Here is a 15,526-nt window from a genome sequence, read left to right on the forward strand (position 1 = left end):
AAGCACGATACGCCACGGTTTCATTCCGCTCCAGTTTTGGGAATGAACAATAGCGGCTTGAATTATCCTGCATTTTGTACACGATATTAAATCGTGGGTCGGATTCAGAGTTAGGGTTAAACTCCAGCCGCCACTCGCCGCCGTTATTTATCGGGAATTTGTGTTTTGCCCAACTTGAATTCGTGACAACTAGCGACCCTTTTACGTTGATGTCTCCGCCAACTTGTAATCGGGCAGTGCCATCATCAGCCGCACTGCCGATAACCACATTACCTGTCCGGCTAAACCCTTTCAGAAAATATTGATATTGTTGTGCTGCATTCCAGCCACCCACTTCAAAGCTGATATTTTTATCTGCAAGCAATATCGTCTTGAGCATTGACTTAGGTACACCGTCGCCCTCTCCCACTCGGGAGATGATTTCTGCGATGCCTTTTTGTTGGACACTATCTGCCGCCATATCGACAGATTGATCTATCATGTGCATATACGGCGTAAAGCGTGCCTCGTTACGACGGATAACGACACGATAATTACTTTCGAGACTACGGGCAAAGACGGTATCACGAGGGACTTTGCCGTTTCTGTCGAGTTTTAAGTTTTCATGCCAAGACAAATTCAGCGTTGCTTGATTCCAATCTGCCTTTGATTCAAAAGTTCGGTTGAGATAAACATAATGACAGCGGATAAGGGTATAAGCGCCCATAACGGATATATCTAACTGCACCGCACTTTTATCATTAAGCGGTAAATTGGTTATCGTGCTTGTGGCATTATTATGCAAGTTTAGCTGATAATGCCCGTTGCCTCGGTACACCATACCGATTTCCGCTATCCAATGCTCGCGGTTCGACAAATCAAATGTCACCGGCGTAGCACTGCCTTTTACATTGATCTTATAAAAATTAAGTCTTCTGATTTTGTCATCTAATTTTTTTACCGCAAATGAGGTTGCGATGGTGTCACTGCTCGTGCTATCAATGGCATCCGATTTTTTGCTGTTGGGGATGTAGTGACTCAAGTTACGAGTCACGCTATCAATCAAGGCTTTGATTGCTTTTGCCCCTTTTTGCGAAAGTGAAAGCGTTTCGCTGTCGCCGTTGTAATTGTTGGTATGTTGGGTTATCCCCATTTGGGTGGTGCTGGCTTTGGCAATTTCGTGGCTATGCCCGCTTTCATCAAAGCCGTTTTGTGTTGTGGCGGTGATCGTTTTCGGCGTGAGTTGTTGGCGGGTGACAAAAATTACGCTGTGATCGACACTTAATGTGACCGCATTTGATGAGGCGACTTTTAAGATCATCCGTAACACTTGAATTTTGCCGCTGCCACTACTTTCAAGCGGTTTAAAACTTTCAGGGCAGTTGGCATAAGCAATGAGTTTATTGTGGTTATCAAATACACCCATTTCACGAATGTAGAAACCGCCAATATTTTCAGGAATCGTTAATTCCACGATAACTTGTTTATTGTTACGAGGATCAAGGGAAACGGCACTGACCGGCGCACGGTGTTTTTCCCGTGCAAGTGCGGTGCGATTGGCTGTTGGGGTGACCGCTCGTCCGTTACCATCACCCACGGCAAAGGTGGTGAGTTGTAACGGCTGTTTGCTGCTTAAGGCTTTGGCAAAAGCGGTCGTACCATAATCGGTTAAAATTGCAAAATATTGTGAAGCCATAGTTATCCTTGTGGGTAGATAGTGATGATCTCGCCTTCTTGTTGTCCGATAAAGGTGTTCAGTGCACCTGTTGGCGAAATGGCGATAGCAAGTTGGGTTAAGTGGCGTGAGACAGGTTTGACATCATTCACCAGTCGCACTAATTCATTGTAGGTTTGTTCACTTAGGCCACTTTCTGGCACTTCCACGGTTAGGCTAAATGTGCCGGGGATTCCTTGCGGTTGAGTGTTAAACCATTCTTTCAGCTCAACTAAATAGCCGATGGGTTCAATCACCCGTTTGACGGCGGCGATCGTGCCTTTGTGTTTATGTACAAAATACGATTGTTTAATCGCTGTTCGCTTGACGTTTTCTGTCCAGTGTTCGTCCCATTTATCCACGGAAAATGTCCACGCAAGATAGGGGAGCAATTCAACAGGGCAGCGATCAGGGTTGATTAAATCCGCAATAATAATGGGATTTTCAACCGCACTTTTGAGAATTTCCGCCGCCCGTTTTTCCAGTGGGGTTGAGCCAATCGGCAATAAGTGACTAGTAATCATCACTGCTCACTACCTCGAGATTAATGTTGGTGCAATAAGCGGATTTTGAACTTGGCAGCACTATGTCGGTTGTGGGACTTAATAACTCCACACGTTGCACGCCTTCTAAATGCAAAGCGGCATAAATACCGGAAAGGCTAATATCACGCCCAAGTCTTCGTTTTTCTTCCGTGTAGGCAGTGAGTTTTTTCAATGCCTCGGCTTTGATTGGTTCATATTCCGGCCCACGGTATAAGTGTAATTTGGCTCGGATGCTATAAGCGTGGATCACCGCACTTTGCACAGTCACACGATCACCAATAGGGCGGATATTTTCATCATTGAGTTTTTTACGCACGGCATTTAATACGCTTTCACTTGCCGTGCCTTGCCCGATGCGGCTTAAAATCGTGACGGTCACTTGTGCCGGTTCTGGGGAAATGACAGACACATCGGCGATTTCGGGGTGTGCGGAAAGGGCGTGAAAGACATAAGCGGAACGAGGACCAGCAACAGAAAGCCCCTCAAAAGCTAGTTGAGTACGCAAACGTAGCGAGGTGTCATCTTCTAAAATAGCCGGTATTTTTGGTGTTACGCTGTTGTCTTCTGCTTGAATGATTTGTCGTTGTACATTGAAGTTGGCGGCAATGACATCAAGATCCGAACCCGTGGCATACGCCAACATCGTGGCTTGTGCCGCCTGGTTAATGCGGGCGCGTTCCAATAACTGTAAATACACGGCTTCTTGTAATAATTTGGTAATGGGTTCGGTTTCAAGATTTAATCGAGCCTGCCAAAAGGGTTGTTCTTCCGGCGGGTAAAGGGCGATAAATTCCGCTTTGCGTTCGGCAAGCAAGGTTTCAAAGTTTAAATCTTCAAGCACTTTTGGGGCTTCAAGTTTGGATAAATCGACAAGTTCACTCATTGTTTGCCACCAAGTAAGAGTTGTTCGTTGCGAATTTCTTGATTATTTTTGCGATAACGCACCACATAACTTGCGGTAATGCCACGTTCTGTCAGTTGTGGTTTAAATTGGGTAATTTGTACACGGGGTTCCCAGCGGTTGATAGCAGTAACGGCACAAGCGGAAAGTTGTAGCAACAACACGCTGTTGATTGGTCGGTCAATCAACATTGGAATTAAACTGCCATATTCCCGCCGTTGAATACGTGAGCCAATGGGCGTGAGTAAAATATCGGCGATGGATTGTTTGATGTGCGAACTTTCATCAGTTAAGCGTTCGCCTGTGAATCTATTCATCATTAAACTTTTGCGTTTGTGGTTCTTGCTCTTTCGCCTTGGGCGATGTGTACGTGATTTTGTAGGCTGATTGCGCCGCCTTTAATATCACCACCTGCCGTTACACTGCCTTGTGTGCTGATATTGCCTTTTGTGGTGCTTGTACCGCTAGTTGAGAGTGAGCCGTTAATATTGACATTGCCTTTGATATTCACCGTAGGGCAGAAAATATCTATTTGTTCACTGGCATTGATAAAGGCAGATTTAATCCCGACAACATTCAATCTCCCGCTTGCTTGGTTGTATTCAATGGTTGCATCATCGGTGAATTGAATTACGTGTAAATCGGGTGAATGGCTTGGGCTGTTTTGCGTATAAAGCCCAACCAATACGCAAGCGGTGGTAAATTCACCGCTTGCCGCTAAAATCACACATTGCTCGTCCACTGTCGGAGGTGACCACGTTTTTGTCGTGCCGGCACGGAGCGTAATAAAAGGTAAAAAATCCGTCAGAATTTGACCGCTCTTTACCCTCACACGGGCTGTTGCATAATCTACTTCGGCAATGGTGCCAAAGCGAATCAGGTTATCTAATCGGCGGTTGAATTCGGCGGACATAACGCTTTTTCGGTTGTAATAAATAGCGTTATTGTTGGCGAGATAGGGGATAAATGCGAGGGTGGGGAAGTGTGAATTTTGGGGTAACAAAAAAGCAAGCCTGGTTAGCTTGCTTTCAGTATCAGGAATTGCAACCGTTAGGCAAGAATTTCAATGCCTTTATGTTGGACTAATGTTAAAAGTTTTAACGCTGTGCCGGTAGGTTTTTTTACCCCTCTTTCCCATTCGGAAATCATATTTTTACTCACGTTAAGATAATGAGCAAAGACTGTTTGTGAAACACGCTCTTTTTCTCGAATAGCTTTGATTTCGTCCGGTGTAAATGTTGGCACAGGCGTTATACATAATTCATCAAATTTTTTCATGGTTTTTTTGTCCATTAATCCGGCTTCGTGTAAATCTGCCGCATTTTCATGGATCATCGCTAATAATTCACTCATTTTTTACCTCCGGTAACACTTCAATAAGTAACCCGTTTTGGATTTGTAACTCAATTTGTTGCGGTGTAAATGTTGCATAAACTTTGGCTAATTCTTTCAGTGCGGTAAGTTCTTGAGATGAAATATTATCACGCACATTTTTACTAATTCCGGCAACAAAATAGTTATTTTCATTAATACGATAAAAGATAAAGGAACGGAAACCACCACTGCGCCCTTGACCTTCTCTTGCGAGACGTTGCTTAATAATATTGCCTCCTAAATCGGCATCAATTAAACCTTGTTCTGCCCGCATGATCGCTTTGAGTAGCTCGTTATCTAAAATATGGTTTTTTTGTGCGAATTTATCAAAGGCTTTGGTTTTAAAAATTCTCATTAGTGGTTCATTCTGTCATCTTTAAGAGTATATTAGCAAATTAATAAGCCCAATTCAACAAAAAAGGGCTTTCGCCCTTTGGTTAAACCCGATCACGTAAACTATTTCGTGTGCGTGCTTGTTGTTGGGTTTGGATACGCTGAAATTCTTTTGCGACTTGCTGTGCAATCATTCGTTCATCCATACCTTTTGCCGCATTGATAGTGATGTTTACATTCATCGGCTGTGCAACTTGAGCCGTAACGGGGCGAACAGAAATGGGCGGTCGGTGATCTACTTGCACCGGTGCGGCCGTAGCAACGCTCACACCCAACCCGCCTGCAATTAAGGCTTGTTTGCCATAATTGAGGGCGTTTAGGGTGTGAATGCCAAGGCGTGAGGTCGCCTCTTTTGTCATCACATATTCGCCGCCGTGAACAATTCCCATGGGTTGATATTTGCCACCGTTTCCAACATAACCGCCAGACCATTTTTGAACTGGTGGTTGATTGCCGTCAGAACCAAAGCCAGTAGCTTCTTTTACTTTTCCCCAAATGTTGCCGGCAGTTTCTTTTGTGGATTGCCAAGCACTCCCAGCCGCATTTTTAGTGCTATCCCAAGCGTTTGAAACACTATTTTTAATACTATCCCAACTTGGCATATTTTCGGTAAGCCATTTAATGCCGTCCATCAATAATGTAAGCGGGGTAAGAATCAATTCAATCGCTTTTGCCATACCGTTCCCGAATTTTTCGCCAGCACTGCGTGCGCTATCTAGTTCGGTTTGGGTGCTTTGAACCGGCGAAAGCAAATCCATAAACCATTTCACGGCTTTTTCAATCCAACCGACCACAACACCAAACAGATCGCCCAATGGTTTGAATTTTTCAATGACAGGGGCGAGACCGGATTTTAATCCTTCCCAAAAGCCACCAAAAAATGCCCGCACTTTTTCCCAATTTCGATAAATAATCACACCCGCAGCGATAAGGGCGGCGACCAATAAGCTAATCGGTGAGAATAGAAAGCTGATTGCAGAGCCTAGGCTCACAAGAATCATTCTAATTGGTGAAAACGCAAGGCGAAATATCCCTTTGAACATATTTAGCCAAGTTGAAAGAGATTTCAATTTAGTCAAAAATTGAATAATACCGGCACCGAGCATATTAAAGGTTTTTTTCCAACTCATTAATATTTTAATCATACTGCCCATTCTTGATGAGGTTTCAGGAAAAATTTTCTTTAAATTAAACAAACCAAGCCCTAATCTTGCGACCGGATATAGGACAAAACTTAATGCCATACTTAATGCGCCAAATACCGTTAGGCTACTCCCTATTGCAGCAGTAATCAGTAGGATATTTTTTGCCAGTTTGGGGTTTTCTTTAATCCAACTTTGGAATTTATTAATTACGCCACCAATTTTAGTCATCAATTCGGTTAATGTGGGGGCGAGCGTTCCCCCAATCGTGGTTGAAAGATTAAACAGACTATTTTTGAATAATTGCCATTGTGAAGATAATCCCTTCATTCGTGTTTCAAATTCACGATGCATTGAGTCTTTGGCGAGTTCACTATTAGCTAATTCAATTTGCCGTTTCCATTCTTCGGTATTTTCAACTAACTTGGAAATGGTTTTAATATGAGGAATCCCCACAAGGTTTTTTATCACATCGGTTTTTTCATTATCTTTTAGATTTTTTATTTTTTCTACAATGAGCATTAATGTCGCTTGTGCATCTTTTGCCATACCTTGTGCAATTTTCTTCGGATTCAGTCCTAGTTTTGCCAGTCCTGTATCTACTTCTTTATGATTACCTGCAACACCTAAACGAGTAAATATCGTGGTTACGGCAGTGGCACTGTCTTCTTCTGCCGCCCCCAGCGTTTGCAATGTAGAACCTAAAGCCGCCATATTTTTTGAGCTGATTTTGGCAACTGCGGCAATTCCGGCTACTCGGTTCATATAACCAATAATACCTGTTCCTTTTGAAATGGCATTATCATCAAGGTAGTTAATGGTATCGGCAAGTTCTTTTGTTTGCGCTTGGGTGAGTTTAAAGTTTTTGCTCACTTTGCCGAATTGATCTACTAATTCTGAAGGGTTCGCGGCATCAAAAGCGGTCGCCATTTCGGTATTGAGTCTGACAAAATCTGCCAATTCTTCTTTAGGTATATCCATTCTTGCAGCGGATTCAACCATATTGGCAATTTCTACCGTGGTTAATGGTAACTCTTGCGATAAATCTTGAATTTTTTGCTTCCATTCCTCAAATTCAGGAGTAAAGTTTCCAAATTCATCTTTCAAGCCCGGAACTTGACGCGCTACGCCCAGCATTGCATCTTCAAATTCTACGTAGCTTTGCACAGTGCTTTTTATCGGATTCAAAATCGTTGCTCCCGCAGCCATGGATTGTGCCCCCACCATTTGTGCTTTGCCGCTGATATTTTTTAAATTTTCTACTTTCCCACGATATTGATTATAGGCTGCTTGTTTTGCATTGAGCGTTTTTAACGCATGGGCTTGTTGGTGAATTTGTTGGTTGGCATTTTTTAATTTTTGGCGTAACTCATCTTGGCGTTGTCCTAAAGTTTGTGAAGATAAGCCGGCAGAATTAAGTGCTTGGCGTGCTTGACGTAGATTTATTGCAGCTTGCCCTTGTTCGGTTTTCAACTTTTTAACCGCATTTTGTGCATCAAGAACCTTTGCCTTAAACTCATCCGTAGGATTTTTCGCATTGGCTAATTGTTGGGCGTAATGTTTGGCTTTTTGTTGTGCTTTCGCTACCTCTTGATTGAGCTCGCCCAACCTATTTTTAAGCGGATTGAGCGTAGAGGCGTATTGTTTAATGGCGGCTTCATTGGCTCTTTCTTGTTTGGTTAATTGATTGCGGATGTTTTTGTTTTCTTTCAATTTTTGAGAGAGTTCGGAAACCTGTTTATTGGCATTTTTCAATGGCATAGTCATTTTATCTATGGCATTTAATATCACCGATAATTGTAAATTGTTCATAATAGCTCACTTTTTATTGACAAAAATAGAAATTTAACTTAATAATCAAATATAACTTAAAGGGGGGATAATATGATTGCACTATTACTTTTTCTCATTGCTATACCTTTCTACCTTGTAGTCGGCTTAATTGTGATTGGCGGCTCTTTTTTACTTGAAATATTGCCAACCCTTATTGCGTTATATTTTGTGCTTGCAGTCTTGAGTATTTTATTTACCCCGCTAAAGCCTTGGTTTAAACGAAATATTGAGCAGATTCAATCTGTCGGTCAATGGATTGCATTTTTTCTATTTGCTCCCCTTTTCGTCTTGATATTGTTGGCTATCATTGCATTGCCTTTTATATTAATTTACGCTATTGCAGAAAATCCTTTTGTTTGGTACGGCGCTTTTGCTCTTATTTTTGCTATTCTTGGGATTTATATTTATAACAATTATGATGCCATCCAAGCGGAAATTCGCAGTAAAGAGGAAGAAAAAATCCTAAAAAAAATGCGAGAACGGGCAGAAATGCATCAATATTTTTATTCAGAAAGGGAATAGGGCAATTAAATTCCCAGCTGTTTGATTACCAACTCTTCAATTATTTCCAAATCATTTTCACCAAAGCCCAACAATTCCCGTTGGGCGTATTGCACTTTAAAATCCTTGTTTTTTGATGGGCTTGATTTCAGCCCATATTGATGCACTGCTGCAATGGCTGCACTTGAACCGTTAAATCCCACCGAAACTTCATTACCATTCGACCGCACTTTTAAATGCTTGGCGGTGCGGAGCTTGGCAAACATGGCTTTGCGCTTGATTCGTCCTTGTTTTTGTCTAAAATTTTTACGTGGTTTACGGGGGGCAAATGCCGAACCATCGGGATTTTGTTGCCGTGCAATGCGTGCCGATTGGCTTTTTCGCAAGGCTTGCCCGATGTTGCGTGCCAGTTGTCTTCGAGCCTGTGGCGACAGATTATTGACAAGTGCGGTCAATTTCCCTTGAATTTCTTGCACTGTTGCCATTAGGCTTTACCCTCAAAAATCAAATTATCCCAATTTTGCAAATACACTTTCACAATGCGAGGATCATCAAGCACCGGTTCTTTGGCGTAATTCAGTTGCACGCTGTCGCCCTCTTTTTTTGAGATCACACGCTCGGTGAGTTTGATTTCAAAACTGATGTCTGCGGTGTCGTTATTGTTGTAATCCACTTGAAACTTAAAGGCATTTTCACGCAGTTGGGGATTTTCAAAGATTTCCGGTTGATTGGTGCGTAGATAGGCAATCATCGGCACAATGAGCGTGGCAATGTCACCGGCATAATCGGTGACAATGACATTGAGCGTGTAGCGATATTCAAAACTGAATGAGTGGCTACCGGTAGCGATGATTTGCCCGCCATCCGTGTAAAGCTGTAAGCGGTCGGGATTATCAACAAAGTCGGGCAAACTTTGCTCAAGGATTTTGCGCAGTTGGTTGGGCTTTTTCATTTTCTAACATTCCCTTATCTATAATTCCGTTGCCGTTTTTCTTCCTGTTCTTGGCATATCACGCAACGGGTGACACCCTGAATGGTTTGGCGGCGTTTTTCGGGAATGGGGGCATCGCAATCTTCACAGTAAAGGCGGCTGACTGCCTTAAACGTGCGGTGTTTTTTCAGGGCGATTTCACGTGCCATTTCTTCAAGTTGTTGTGCACGGTCAAATTGATCAGTCATTGGCTTTTTCCTTTTGATTAAAATCATCAATACATTTTTTCAGGCTGTGATTTTCAACCACGCACAGGTTTAAACGGTGCTGTGCCTGTTGGTAGGCTTCCGCCAGTTCGCCGTTGGTGCGAATTTGTGGCGAAAATTGACCGCACTCTGCCGTTTGCGGGCAGAGTATCGGCTGTTTAATGATTTGTGGGGCGGTTGAGCACGCCGCGCACGCTGTCAGGAATAGGGCTGTCAGCCCAAGTTTGATGTTGTTTAAGTGCATTTTTTAGATCCTGTGTTTGTTGGGTTTGTTGATGTTTTAGGGCATTAACGGCTTGGGTCAGTTGCTTTTGCTGTTCGGCAAACTGTTGCACGTGTTCATTTAATGCCATGTAAGAGGCTTGCCATTTGGCTTTGAGCTGTTCTTCTTTCACCATTTCAGCGTGCCAGTGATTGGCTTGCCAACCTTGAAACAAGATGAGCAGTAAGAGCAGCAACGGGCCAACTAATAACACCCATTTTTCTTTTGAACTTAAGAAGTTAAACATAGGGCTTTCTCCTGTTGTCGGCGTTCAATTAAACCTTTTAGCGGTTTTCCATTTGCATAAATCCAACGTTCAAACTGACCGCACATAGCTTTGCTGTAACCTTTTCTTGCCATTTTAAAAAGCGTGCTGTTTTTGAGTTTGCCACATCCAACATTGAAGGTGATCGAGGTTAAGGCATCAAATGCCCCTTGGGGCATGGCTTGCCCGTTGGCATAAGTGTTGACGCATTTTTCCGCTTGTTGTACGCCTTTGGCAAAAGCATTGGCGATTTCTTTGTCAGTGTAAATTTTGTTGGGAATAATTTTTTCTACGGCTTCCGTTGTGCCAATGCCAAAGGTTAGGACATCAGCAGGGCAGTGATAGGGCTTTCGTTGGCAGCCTTCGGCATTGCCAATGAGTAATAATCCTTTTTCCGAGGTGCGGATCTCATTGCCGTGTAAAGCCACGGTTAAACCAACAATGGCGGCGATACCACATGCCCATTTAGCGCTTTTTCTTATCATGGAGTTTTCCTTCTACTTCTAATTTTCTTAATTCAAAATCTTTTTTCTTGTAATACCAATTCACCACCCATGTGGCGATGGTGACGATAATCCCGACGATAACGCCGACATCGGCAAGCGTAACATTGCTGAACATATTGCTGATAAATCCCATAAATGCGGTAAACCCGCTTGATACATAAGGTGCGTGGCTTTGAATATCTTTCATTTTTAGCTCCAAAGTTGCAGCGTATCTTGTGCCACGCTGATTTTTTCGGCGTCAGGATCGGGCAAATTCACTTCTGTGCCGATAGGGATTATTGGCAAGTGCATTAAATGCGGATTCAGTTCGCATGCGATTTCTAAATAGCCTTGGCTTTTGCCTAAGTGCCGATAAACAATGGCATCGAGATTGTCATTTTGTTGTGCGAGAACTTTCATCAGATCAGCTCCACATCAATTCTTCGGCGTTTCAACATATCGCTAATAGCAAAACGGGCATCTCGGCGGAGTTGGTCGATGATCTCTTTAAGTTGTTCCATTTTCTTTTCGCCCTCATGGGTGCTGTCGTAGCTGGCGTAGCGTTCGTATAAATTGGCAACGGCAAGGCAAATCACGGCACGTTGATAACGTTGCACTAAGATGCTTTCTTCATTGATAACCGGCGCAGGAATATTTTTCAAATGAGCGTATTTCGCATTTTCCTGTTGAAATTCGGTTAATTCTTCATTAACGGACGCCATTGCCTCAATCAAGGCATCTTTTAGGCGAAATTCAGTAACAGTGCCGTCAAGTCGCATTTGATTTCGACATTGCGACATCGACAAATCAGGGAAGAAAGGTTCATTGCTGATGAAATCATCGGTGTTAGGGTAGGTTTCGACCTGTTTTTGCACTGCGCCCATTTCATAATCGGGGACGAGTTTGATGGAGATTGCACCGTCTGACATTGTGTTTACCTATAAAAAAGCGGGGTGGGGATTCATCAAATGCGGTGTAAATTTAAGAAAATTTGACCGCACTTTGAATCCGCCCCGCGGCTGCGTGGTTTGCTTGGGTTATCGGAAAATCATTCCGTAAAGCACAATAAATGCGCTTGCTAAATACAATTTAAGAATTAAACTGTCGTAAGATTTTTTATTCATAGGATTTTCCACGTTGAAAGAGAGATTAATTGTTGCTATTAATTATTTAGGTAGCTTTTGTATTGCTTTACTTGAATTTATCGCACGAGGTGATACAAAAACATTTGAGATATTTGGATATTCAATTAACACGCAACAAATTCATTTTCTTTCAATGATGATTTTTATGTATTTGACCTTGTTGAATTGGTCAATGGTTTCCAAATGTTTAAAAAGAATCTTGTCTAAATTCCTTTAAATTAAGATTCAGCCTTTTCAAGCTGTTTTCTTAATTTTTTGATTTCACCTTTTACGCCGATTTTTTGATCTAAACCGAGGGCTGATTCAAGGTATTGCAAGGCTTGTTCGGGATTTTTTACTGCAGTAAGCAATCCCAATTCTCGCAATAATCTTGCACGGCTTTCGTCCGGCATATCGCAATCGGCGGTAATGCGGTTTGCCTGTTCCAAATATGCTACTTCAAAAGGTTGATTTGCCGCTTGTGCCGCTTTGGCTGCATCGGCAAATTCTTCAGCAATAAGCGTGCCTAAGGTTCGGCTGAAGGGGTCAGGCAGTCGCAAATCGTGAAAAACGGCATAGTCGGCAATGGTTAAGGCAAGGTGATATTCGCCACAGTCAATCGCCCAGACACACCACGTCATCACCACATTATCTTGTTTGCCTGTGCCGGCAGATAATGCCCCTTCAAGCCAAGGCAGATAATCCGGCAAAATGCGTTTTTTAAAGGCTGCTTTACGCACCGTGGATTGGATTTGTTTCAAATCCTTTTTGTGGCGAGCAAGCAAGCGGAGCATTTTGTCGTATTCGCTAAATTGGCTTAAATCTTCGGTTTCTGCCGCATTAGCTAAAGCGGCAGAGGTTTCCAGAAAATGACGTTTAGTTGGGCGCATTGGCTTATTCCGTTGTGCCGTTAGTGGTTTCAGTCGCCGGTGCATCAACAATTCGGATGTTTTTCGCTAGTGCCACTGCTTCATAGTTTTCGACCACGTACGCTTCATTTGAAGATAAATAGTCTTCCACTCGGTTGCGTTCCGGCTTATCTTTAAAGTGACGGCGCACTTTGCCTTCTTGGACGTAGATTGACAAGTTATCCAATGCGGTAATCAGCACCGTGCCTTTCGGGAAATACGGCACAGACACCGCCTGTAAACCGCCCACCCGTTTTTGACTGATGACCGTATCACCGGCGACTTGTTCGCTTGGTTTTTCTTGGTTGATTAATGGGAAGTATTTATCTGCTAATAAATCGCTACCCATAATCGCTACTAATTTAGTGTCGTCACGGTATTGTGCGGGAATAAAGTCTTCTTTGAGGGCGAACACAAAGGCATCAAGATTTTTGTAAGTTTTACCGGTGCCGATTTCGATTTTGCCGCTGCCTTTAGTTTCTTCCGTCATCACACGGGCTGTGGCTTTGGTTTCAATTTGATGTAACCAGCCGACATTGACATCTTGCAATAATGGGTTGGCGGTAAGGTCTGTTGTGGTTGCAACACTTGAGCCGTTAAACCCGATCATAATACGGTCGTGTGCAATGCGTTCGGCTTTGAGATTGCCAATACGGGCGGCAAAATCAGGAAATTTCGACCAACTATCCAAGGTGGCATAGTTTAAATGGGTGTCAAAGTTGGTTTGCTCACAAGAGTAGGTGTTTTCTTCAAGACTGTGAATATCTCTTGTTTCACGTTCTTTTTTGTTGGTATCGGTGCGGCTTGCAATCGGGCCTAATACGCCTAAACGCAAGGTCGCCCCCTTCATTTCGGTGACCATCACCACATTAATGCGTTTTAGAAAATCGGAGTTTTCCAATACGGCATTCTCGAGTTTTTGTTGAATGGTTGGCTCAACGGTAAATTGACCGCCGCTCGCGACAAATTCTACGGATTCACCATTGTCTGTTGCGACACCGGCGAAATAATGGGCTAATTTAGTTTTGGTAAATTTATTCATTTTGGCTTCCTGTGGTGATGATTAGAAGAAACGTCCGTCTGCTTCAGCTTTTTCTCCCGCCACTAAAGGGCGTTCGGTATAGTCGGCGGATGGCGTTTGTTCAAGTTGGGTAAACTTGCTTTGAATCGCTTTTTGGGTTTCTTGCATTGTGGCAAATTCCGCTTTTTGTTTTTCAAATTCGGCAGAAAGTGCGGTCAATTTTTCCAAGTTTTCTTTGGTTTGCTCGGCAAGCAATTCGATGGATTGTTCATGCACGGCAAAACGTTCATCATCGGATTTTTCTTTTTTAGCGAATAATCCTTTGATTTTTTCAAGAATAGACGGGGATTTTTCCGTTTCTTCCACAAATTCTAATTCGGTTTCAACAGCCGCGGTGAAAAGGTTGTCATCTTTTTCTTTGCGGTTGTTGAGTGGGTTGGCTGTTGCACCGGCAGAAAATTTCAACATTTCCGTACCAAGACTTGCCGGATTGTCTGTCACTGCTAATCCAACTAAATAGGCTTCACCGGTATCTGCAAAATTAGGATCACACTCAATAGAAGTGTAGATTTTTTGGCGTTCTTTATTGAGCTTGATTAAATCTTCCGTTGGGTCGATTTGAGCCAATAACTGCAATTTACCTTCTTCGTTTTCTTCGGTTTTTAATCCGATGACATCACCGTAGCATTTGGAATGCGGCTCATCTTTCCACATATAACGGAATTTAAGATGTTCAAGATTGATACGTGCACCATATTTTTTCGGGTCGTAATTTGCCGCCATTTGTTCAATCCAAGTGCGATTGATGGTGCGACCGTCTGTGGTTGCGCCTTCTGTTGCAACGACAAACCATTTTGATTTTTTTGGCATGGGTTATCCTTTCAAAGGTTGATGTTGCGCCCATTCTGAAAGACTTTTCACGCCCGTGCGAGTGCTTGCCATTGTTGCTTTAGCTTTCACAAAACGCCCTGAAAGACGACCGCACTTATCCTTTCTACTATGGCAGGCAAGAAAAAACCGCTCCAGTGTGATGGCAAAAGAGCGGTTAAATTTGAATTAGATTTCGTTGTTCAGATAACGGTTGAGATGTCGCCATTGTTCCGGATTGTCCCTTTGGAGGCTATCCAACAATTTTTTAATCTGCGGTTTAGCGATTTTATAAATCCGTTTGTATTCTGTGACACAGCCATACACTTTTGGCGCAAATGGTGAATCTAACAATGCGAGTGGTTTATATAGATTTTCCAGTAAGAAACGCATTTTTTCATGAGAGAACAGCAACCACACTAGGTTATTAATATCTTGTTGGGAAAAAGATTGTGTGTAAGTGGGGGGTGGCATTGGTAAGGTTGCTTGGCTGATGTGGTATTTCCCCGTTTTGCGGATTTGCGGTAGTACTTCTTCAAATACCCAGTTTTGAAACTCCACTGCTTCAGCTTTGTTGGAACGGAAAATAATGCGGTAGAGGTTGGGTTCGTTGATAAAGGTGAGTTCTTGTTTTCCACCGTTTGTAAGGGTTGCAATTTTATTGTACCCCTTCTCATTCAAGCGGAATGATTCAGCACTTCTACGATTTACACCTAATACTTCGCAAACATCGGATAGGCAGAAATACGGTTCATTGTTGAATGATTGAATACGAACTAGAAAAGATTTGAAATTGAAAGTAGAAATCTGAGTTGTCATTTCGTTATTCCTTTTGATGGAAATCCCAAAAATTGGGCGGTCGAGAGCTCAAAACTCGTAACGAATCGAGCGGAGTTATTCCCTTACGGTGTTGTATTCCTCGCACTCTCGACCATTGAATAAAATTGTTGTTTTTTGACCGCACTTTTTGCGGATACAAAAAAATCACGCTGACGGGGTGAATGACCGTTCGTTA

The 15,526-nt window shown here is 42.8% G+C and carries 22 protein-coding genes; 1 reads left to right on the forward strand and 21 read right to left on the reverse strand.

The annotated features are described in order from the left end of the window. From E4T92_RS05250 to E4T92_RS05285, 8 genes are all read right to left on the reverse strand, one after another. A partial coding sequence (locus E4T92_RS05250; RefSeq protein WP_194199155.1) for a phage tail protein occupies positions 1 to 1,675 on the reverse strand: 1,675 nt, incomplete at its 3' end. 2 nt (positions 1,676 to 1,677) lie between these two features. Beyond that, on the reverse strand, positions 1,678 to 2,217 hold the full coding sequence (locus E4T92_RS05255) for a phage tail protein I (RefSeq protein WP_135093714.1): 540 nt from the start codon (positions 2,215 to 2,217) through the stop codon (positions 1,678 to 1,680). Further along, positions 2,207 to 3,121: a baseplate J/gp47 family protein gene (locus E4T92_RS05260; RefSeq protein ID WP_135093715.1), complete on the reverse strand. Its 915-nt coding sequence runs from the start codon at positions 3,119 to 3,121 to the stop codon at positions 2,207 to 2,209. Before E4T92_RS05260 ends, E4T92_RS05255 begins: the two co-directional genes overlap by 11 nt. Then, on the reverse strand, positions 3,118 to 3,456 hold the full coding sequence (locus tag E4T92_RS05265) for a GPW/gp25 family protein (RefSeq protein WP_135093716.1): 339 nt from the start codon (positions 3,454 to 3,456) through the stop codon (positions 3,118 to 3,120). The genes E4T92_RS05260 and E4T92_RS05265 overlap by 4 nt, the downstream gene beginning before the upstream one ends. Positions 3,457 to 3,458: 2 nt before the next feature. Further along, positions 3,459 to 4,052, reverse strand: a complete 594-nt coding sequence (locus E4T92_RS05270; protein WP_135093717.1) for a phage baseplate assembly protein V — start codon at positions 4,050 to 4,052, stop codon at positions 3,459 to 3,461. Between the two features lie 137 nt (positions 4,053 to 4,189). Further along, positions 4,190 to 4,492, reverse strand: a complete 303-nt coding sequence (locus E4T92_RS05275) for a DNA-binding transcriptional regulator (RefSeq protein WP_077496867.1) — start codon at positions 4,490 to 4,492, stop codon at positions 4,190 to 4,192. Continuing rightward, on the reverse strand, positions 4,485 to 4,868 hold the full coding sequence (locus E4T92_RS05280) for a type II toxin-antitoxin system RelE/ParE family toxin (RefSeq protein WP_135093718.1): 384 nt from the start codon (positions 4,866 to 4,868) through the stop codon (positions 4,485 to 4,487). Before E4T92_RS05280 ends, E4T92_RS05275 begins: the two co-directional genes overlap by 8 nt. Positions 4,869 to 4,950: 82 nt before the next feature. After that, positions 4,951 to 7,860 (reverse strand): phage tail tape measure protein, encoded by a 2,910-nt coding sequence (locus E4T92_RS05285; RefSeq protein WP_135093719.1) that lies wholly within the window; start codon positions 7,858 to 7,860, stop codon positions 4,951 to 4,953. Between the two features lie 72 nt (positions 7,861 to 7,932). Between E4T92_RS05285 and E4T92_RS05290 the strand changes: the two genes are divergently transcribed. Continuing rightward, the gene (locus tag E4T92_RS05290; protein ID WP_135093720.1) at positions 7,933 to 8,403 is read left to right on the forward strand and encodes a hypothetical protein; all 471 of its coding nucleotides are present in this window, start codon (positions 7,933 to 7,935) and stop codon (positions 8,401 to 8,403) included. Positions 8,404 to 8,408: 5 nt separating this feature from the next. On the opposite strand, the gene E4T92_RS05295 is transcribed toward E4T92_RS05290, so the two are convergent. The 13 genes from E4T92_RS05295 to E4T92_RS05355 all read right to left on the reverse strand — a co-directional run bounded on the left by E4T92_RS05295 (position 8,409) and on the right by E4T92_RS05355 (position 15,330). Beyond that, positions 8,409 to 8,867, reverse strand: a complete 459-nt coding sequence (locus tag E4T92_RS05295; protein ID WP_135093721.1) for a phage virion morphogenesis protein — start codon at positions 8,865 to 8,867, stop codon at positions 8,409 to 8,411. After that, a complete protein-coding gene (locus E4T92_RS05300; RefSeq protein WP_135093722.1) occupies positions 8,867 to 9,334 on the reverse strand; it encodes a phage tail protein in 468 nt (155 codons plus the stop codon). Before E4T92_RS05300 ends, E4T92_RS05295 begins: the two co-directional genes overlap by 1 nt. Before the next feature lie 14 nt (positions 9,335 to 9,348). Continuing rightward, a complete protein-coding gene (locus tag E4T92_RS05305; RefSeq protein WP_077540689.1) occupies positions 9,349 to 9,561 on the reverse strand; it encodes a TraR/DksA C4-type zinc finger protein in 213 nt (70 codons plus the stop codon). Then, the gene (gene lysC / locus E4T92_RS11215; protein ID WP_135093723.1) at positions 9,554 to 9,823 is read right to left on the reverse strand and encodes an Rz1-like lysis system protein LysC; all 270 of its coding nucleotides are present in this window, start codon (positions 9,821 to 9,823) and stop codon (positions 9,554 to 9,556) included. Before lysC ends, E4T92_RS05305 begins: the two co-directional genes overlap by 8 nt. Continuing rightward, positions 9,738 to 10,088, reverse strand: a complete 351-nt coding sequence (locus E4T92_RS05315) for a chemotaxis protein (RefSeq protein WP_135093724.1) — start codon at positions 10,086 to 10,088, stop codon at positions 9,738 to 9,740. The genes lysC and E4T92_RS05315 overlap by 86 nt, the downstream gene beginning before the upstream one ends. Further along, positions 10,073 to 10,591 (reverse strand): lysozyme, encoded by a 519-nt coding sequence (locus E4T92_RS05320; RefSeq protein ID WP_077540695.1) that lies wholly within the window; start codon positions 10,589 to 10,591, stop codon positions 10,073 to 10,075. Before E4T92_RS05320 ends, E4T92_RS05315 begins: the two co-directional genes overlap by 16 nt. Then, positions 10,572 to 10,799: a phage holin gene (locus tag E4T92_RS05325; protein ID WP_077540697.1), complete on the reverse strand. Its 228-nt coding sequence runs from the start codon at positions 10,797 to 10,799 to the stop codon at positions 10,572 to 10,574. The genes E4T92_RS05320 and E4T92_RS05325 overlap by 20 nt, the downstream gene beginning before the upstream one ends. A 2-nt stretch (positions 10,800 to 10,801) precedes the next feature. Further along, complete coding sequence (locus E4T92_RS05330; RefSeq protein WP_077540699.1) at positions 10,802 to 11,011, reverse strand: tail protein X; 210 nt, start codon at positions 11,009 to 11,011, stop codon at positions 10,802 to 10,804. Continuing rightward, positions 11,011 to 11,520 (reverse strand): head completion/stabilization protein, encoded by a 510-nt coding sequence (locus tag E4T92_RS05335; protein ID WP_135093725.1) that lies wholly within the window; start codon positions 11,518 to 11,520, stop codon positions 11,011 to 11,013. The genes E4T92_RS05330 and E4T92_RS05335 overlap by 1 nt, the downstream gene beginning before the upstream one ends. A 434-nt stretch (positions 11,521 to 11,954) precedes the next feature. Beyond that, positions 11,955 to 12,605: a phage terminase small subunit gene (gene gpM, locus E4T92_RS05340; protein WP_135093726.1), complete on the reverse strand. Its 651-nt coding sequence runs from the start codon at positions 12,603 to 12,605 to the stop codon at positions 11,955 to 11,957. A gap of 4 nt (positions 12,606 to 12,609) precedes the next feature. After that, a complete protein-coding gene (locus E4T92_RS05345) occupies positions 12,610 to 13,665 on the reverse strand; it encodes a phage major capsid protein, P2 family (RefSeq protein ID WP_135093727.1) in 1,056 nt (351 codons plus the stop codon). Positions 13,666 to 13,686: 21 nt separating this feature from the next. Then, positions 13,687 to 14,514 carry a GPO family capsid scaffolding protein gene (locus E4T92_RS05350; RefSeq protein WP_135093728.1) on the reverse strand — a complete coding sequence of 276 codons (828 nt, stop codon included), beginning with the start codon at positions 14,512 to 14,514 and terminating at the stop codon, positions 13,687 to 13,689. A gap of 186 nt (positions 14,515 to 14,700) precedes the next feature. Next, a complete protein-coding gene (locus E4T92_RS05355; protein WP_135093729.1) occupies positions 14,701 to 15,330 on the reverse strand; it encodes a BRO family protein in 630 nt (209 codons plus the stop codon). Positions 15,331 to 15,526 lie beyond the last annotated feature (196 nt).

It is taken from the genome of Pasteurella sp. WM03 (assembly GCF_004570945.1).
Classification (GTDB): domain Bacteria; phylum Pseudomonadota; class Gammaproteobacteria; order Enterobacterales; family Pasteurellaceae; genus Rodentibacter.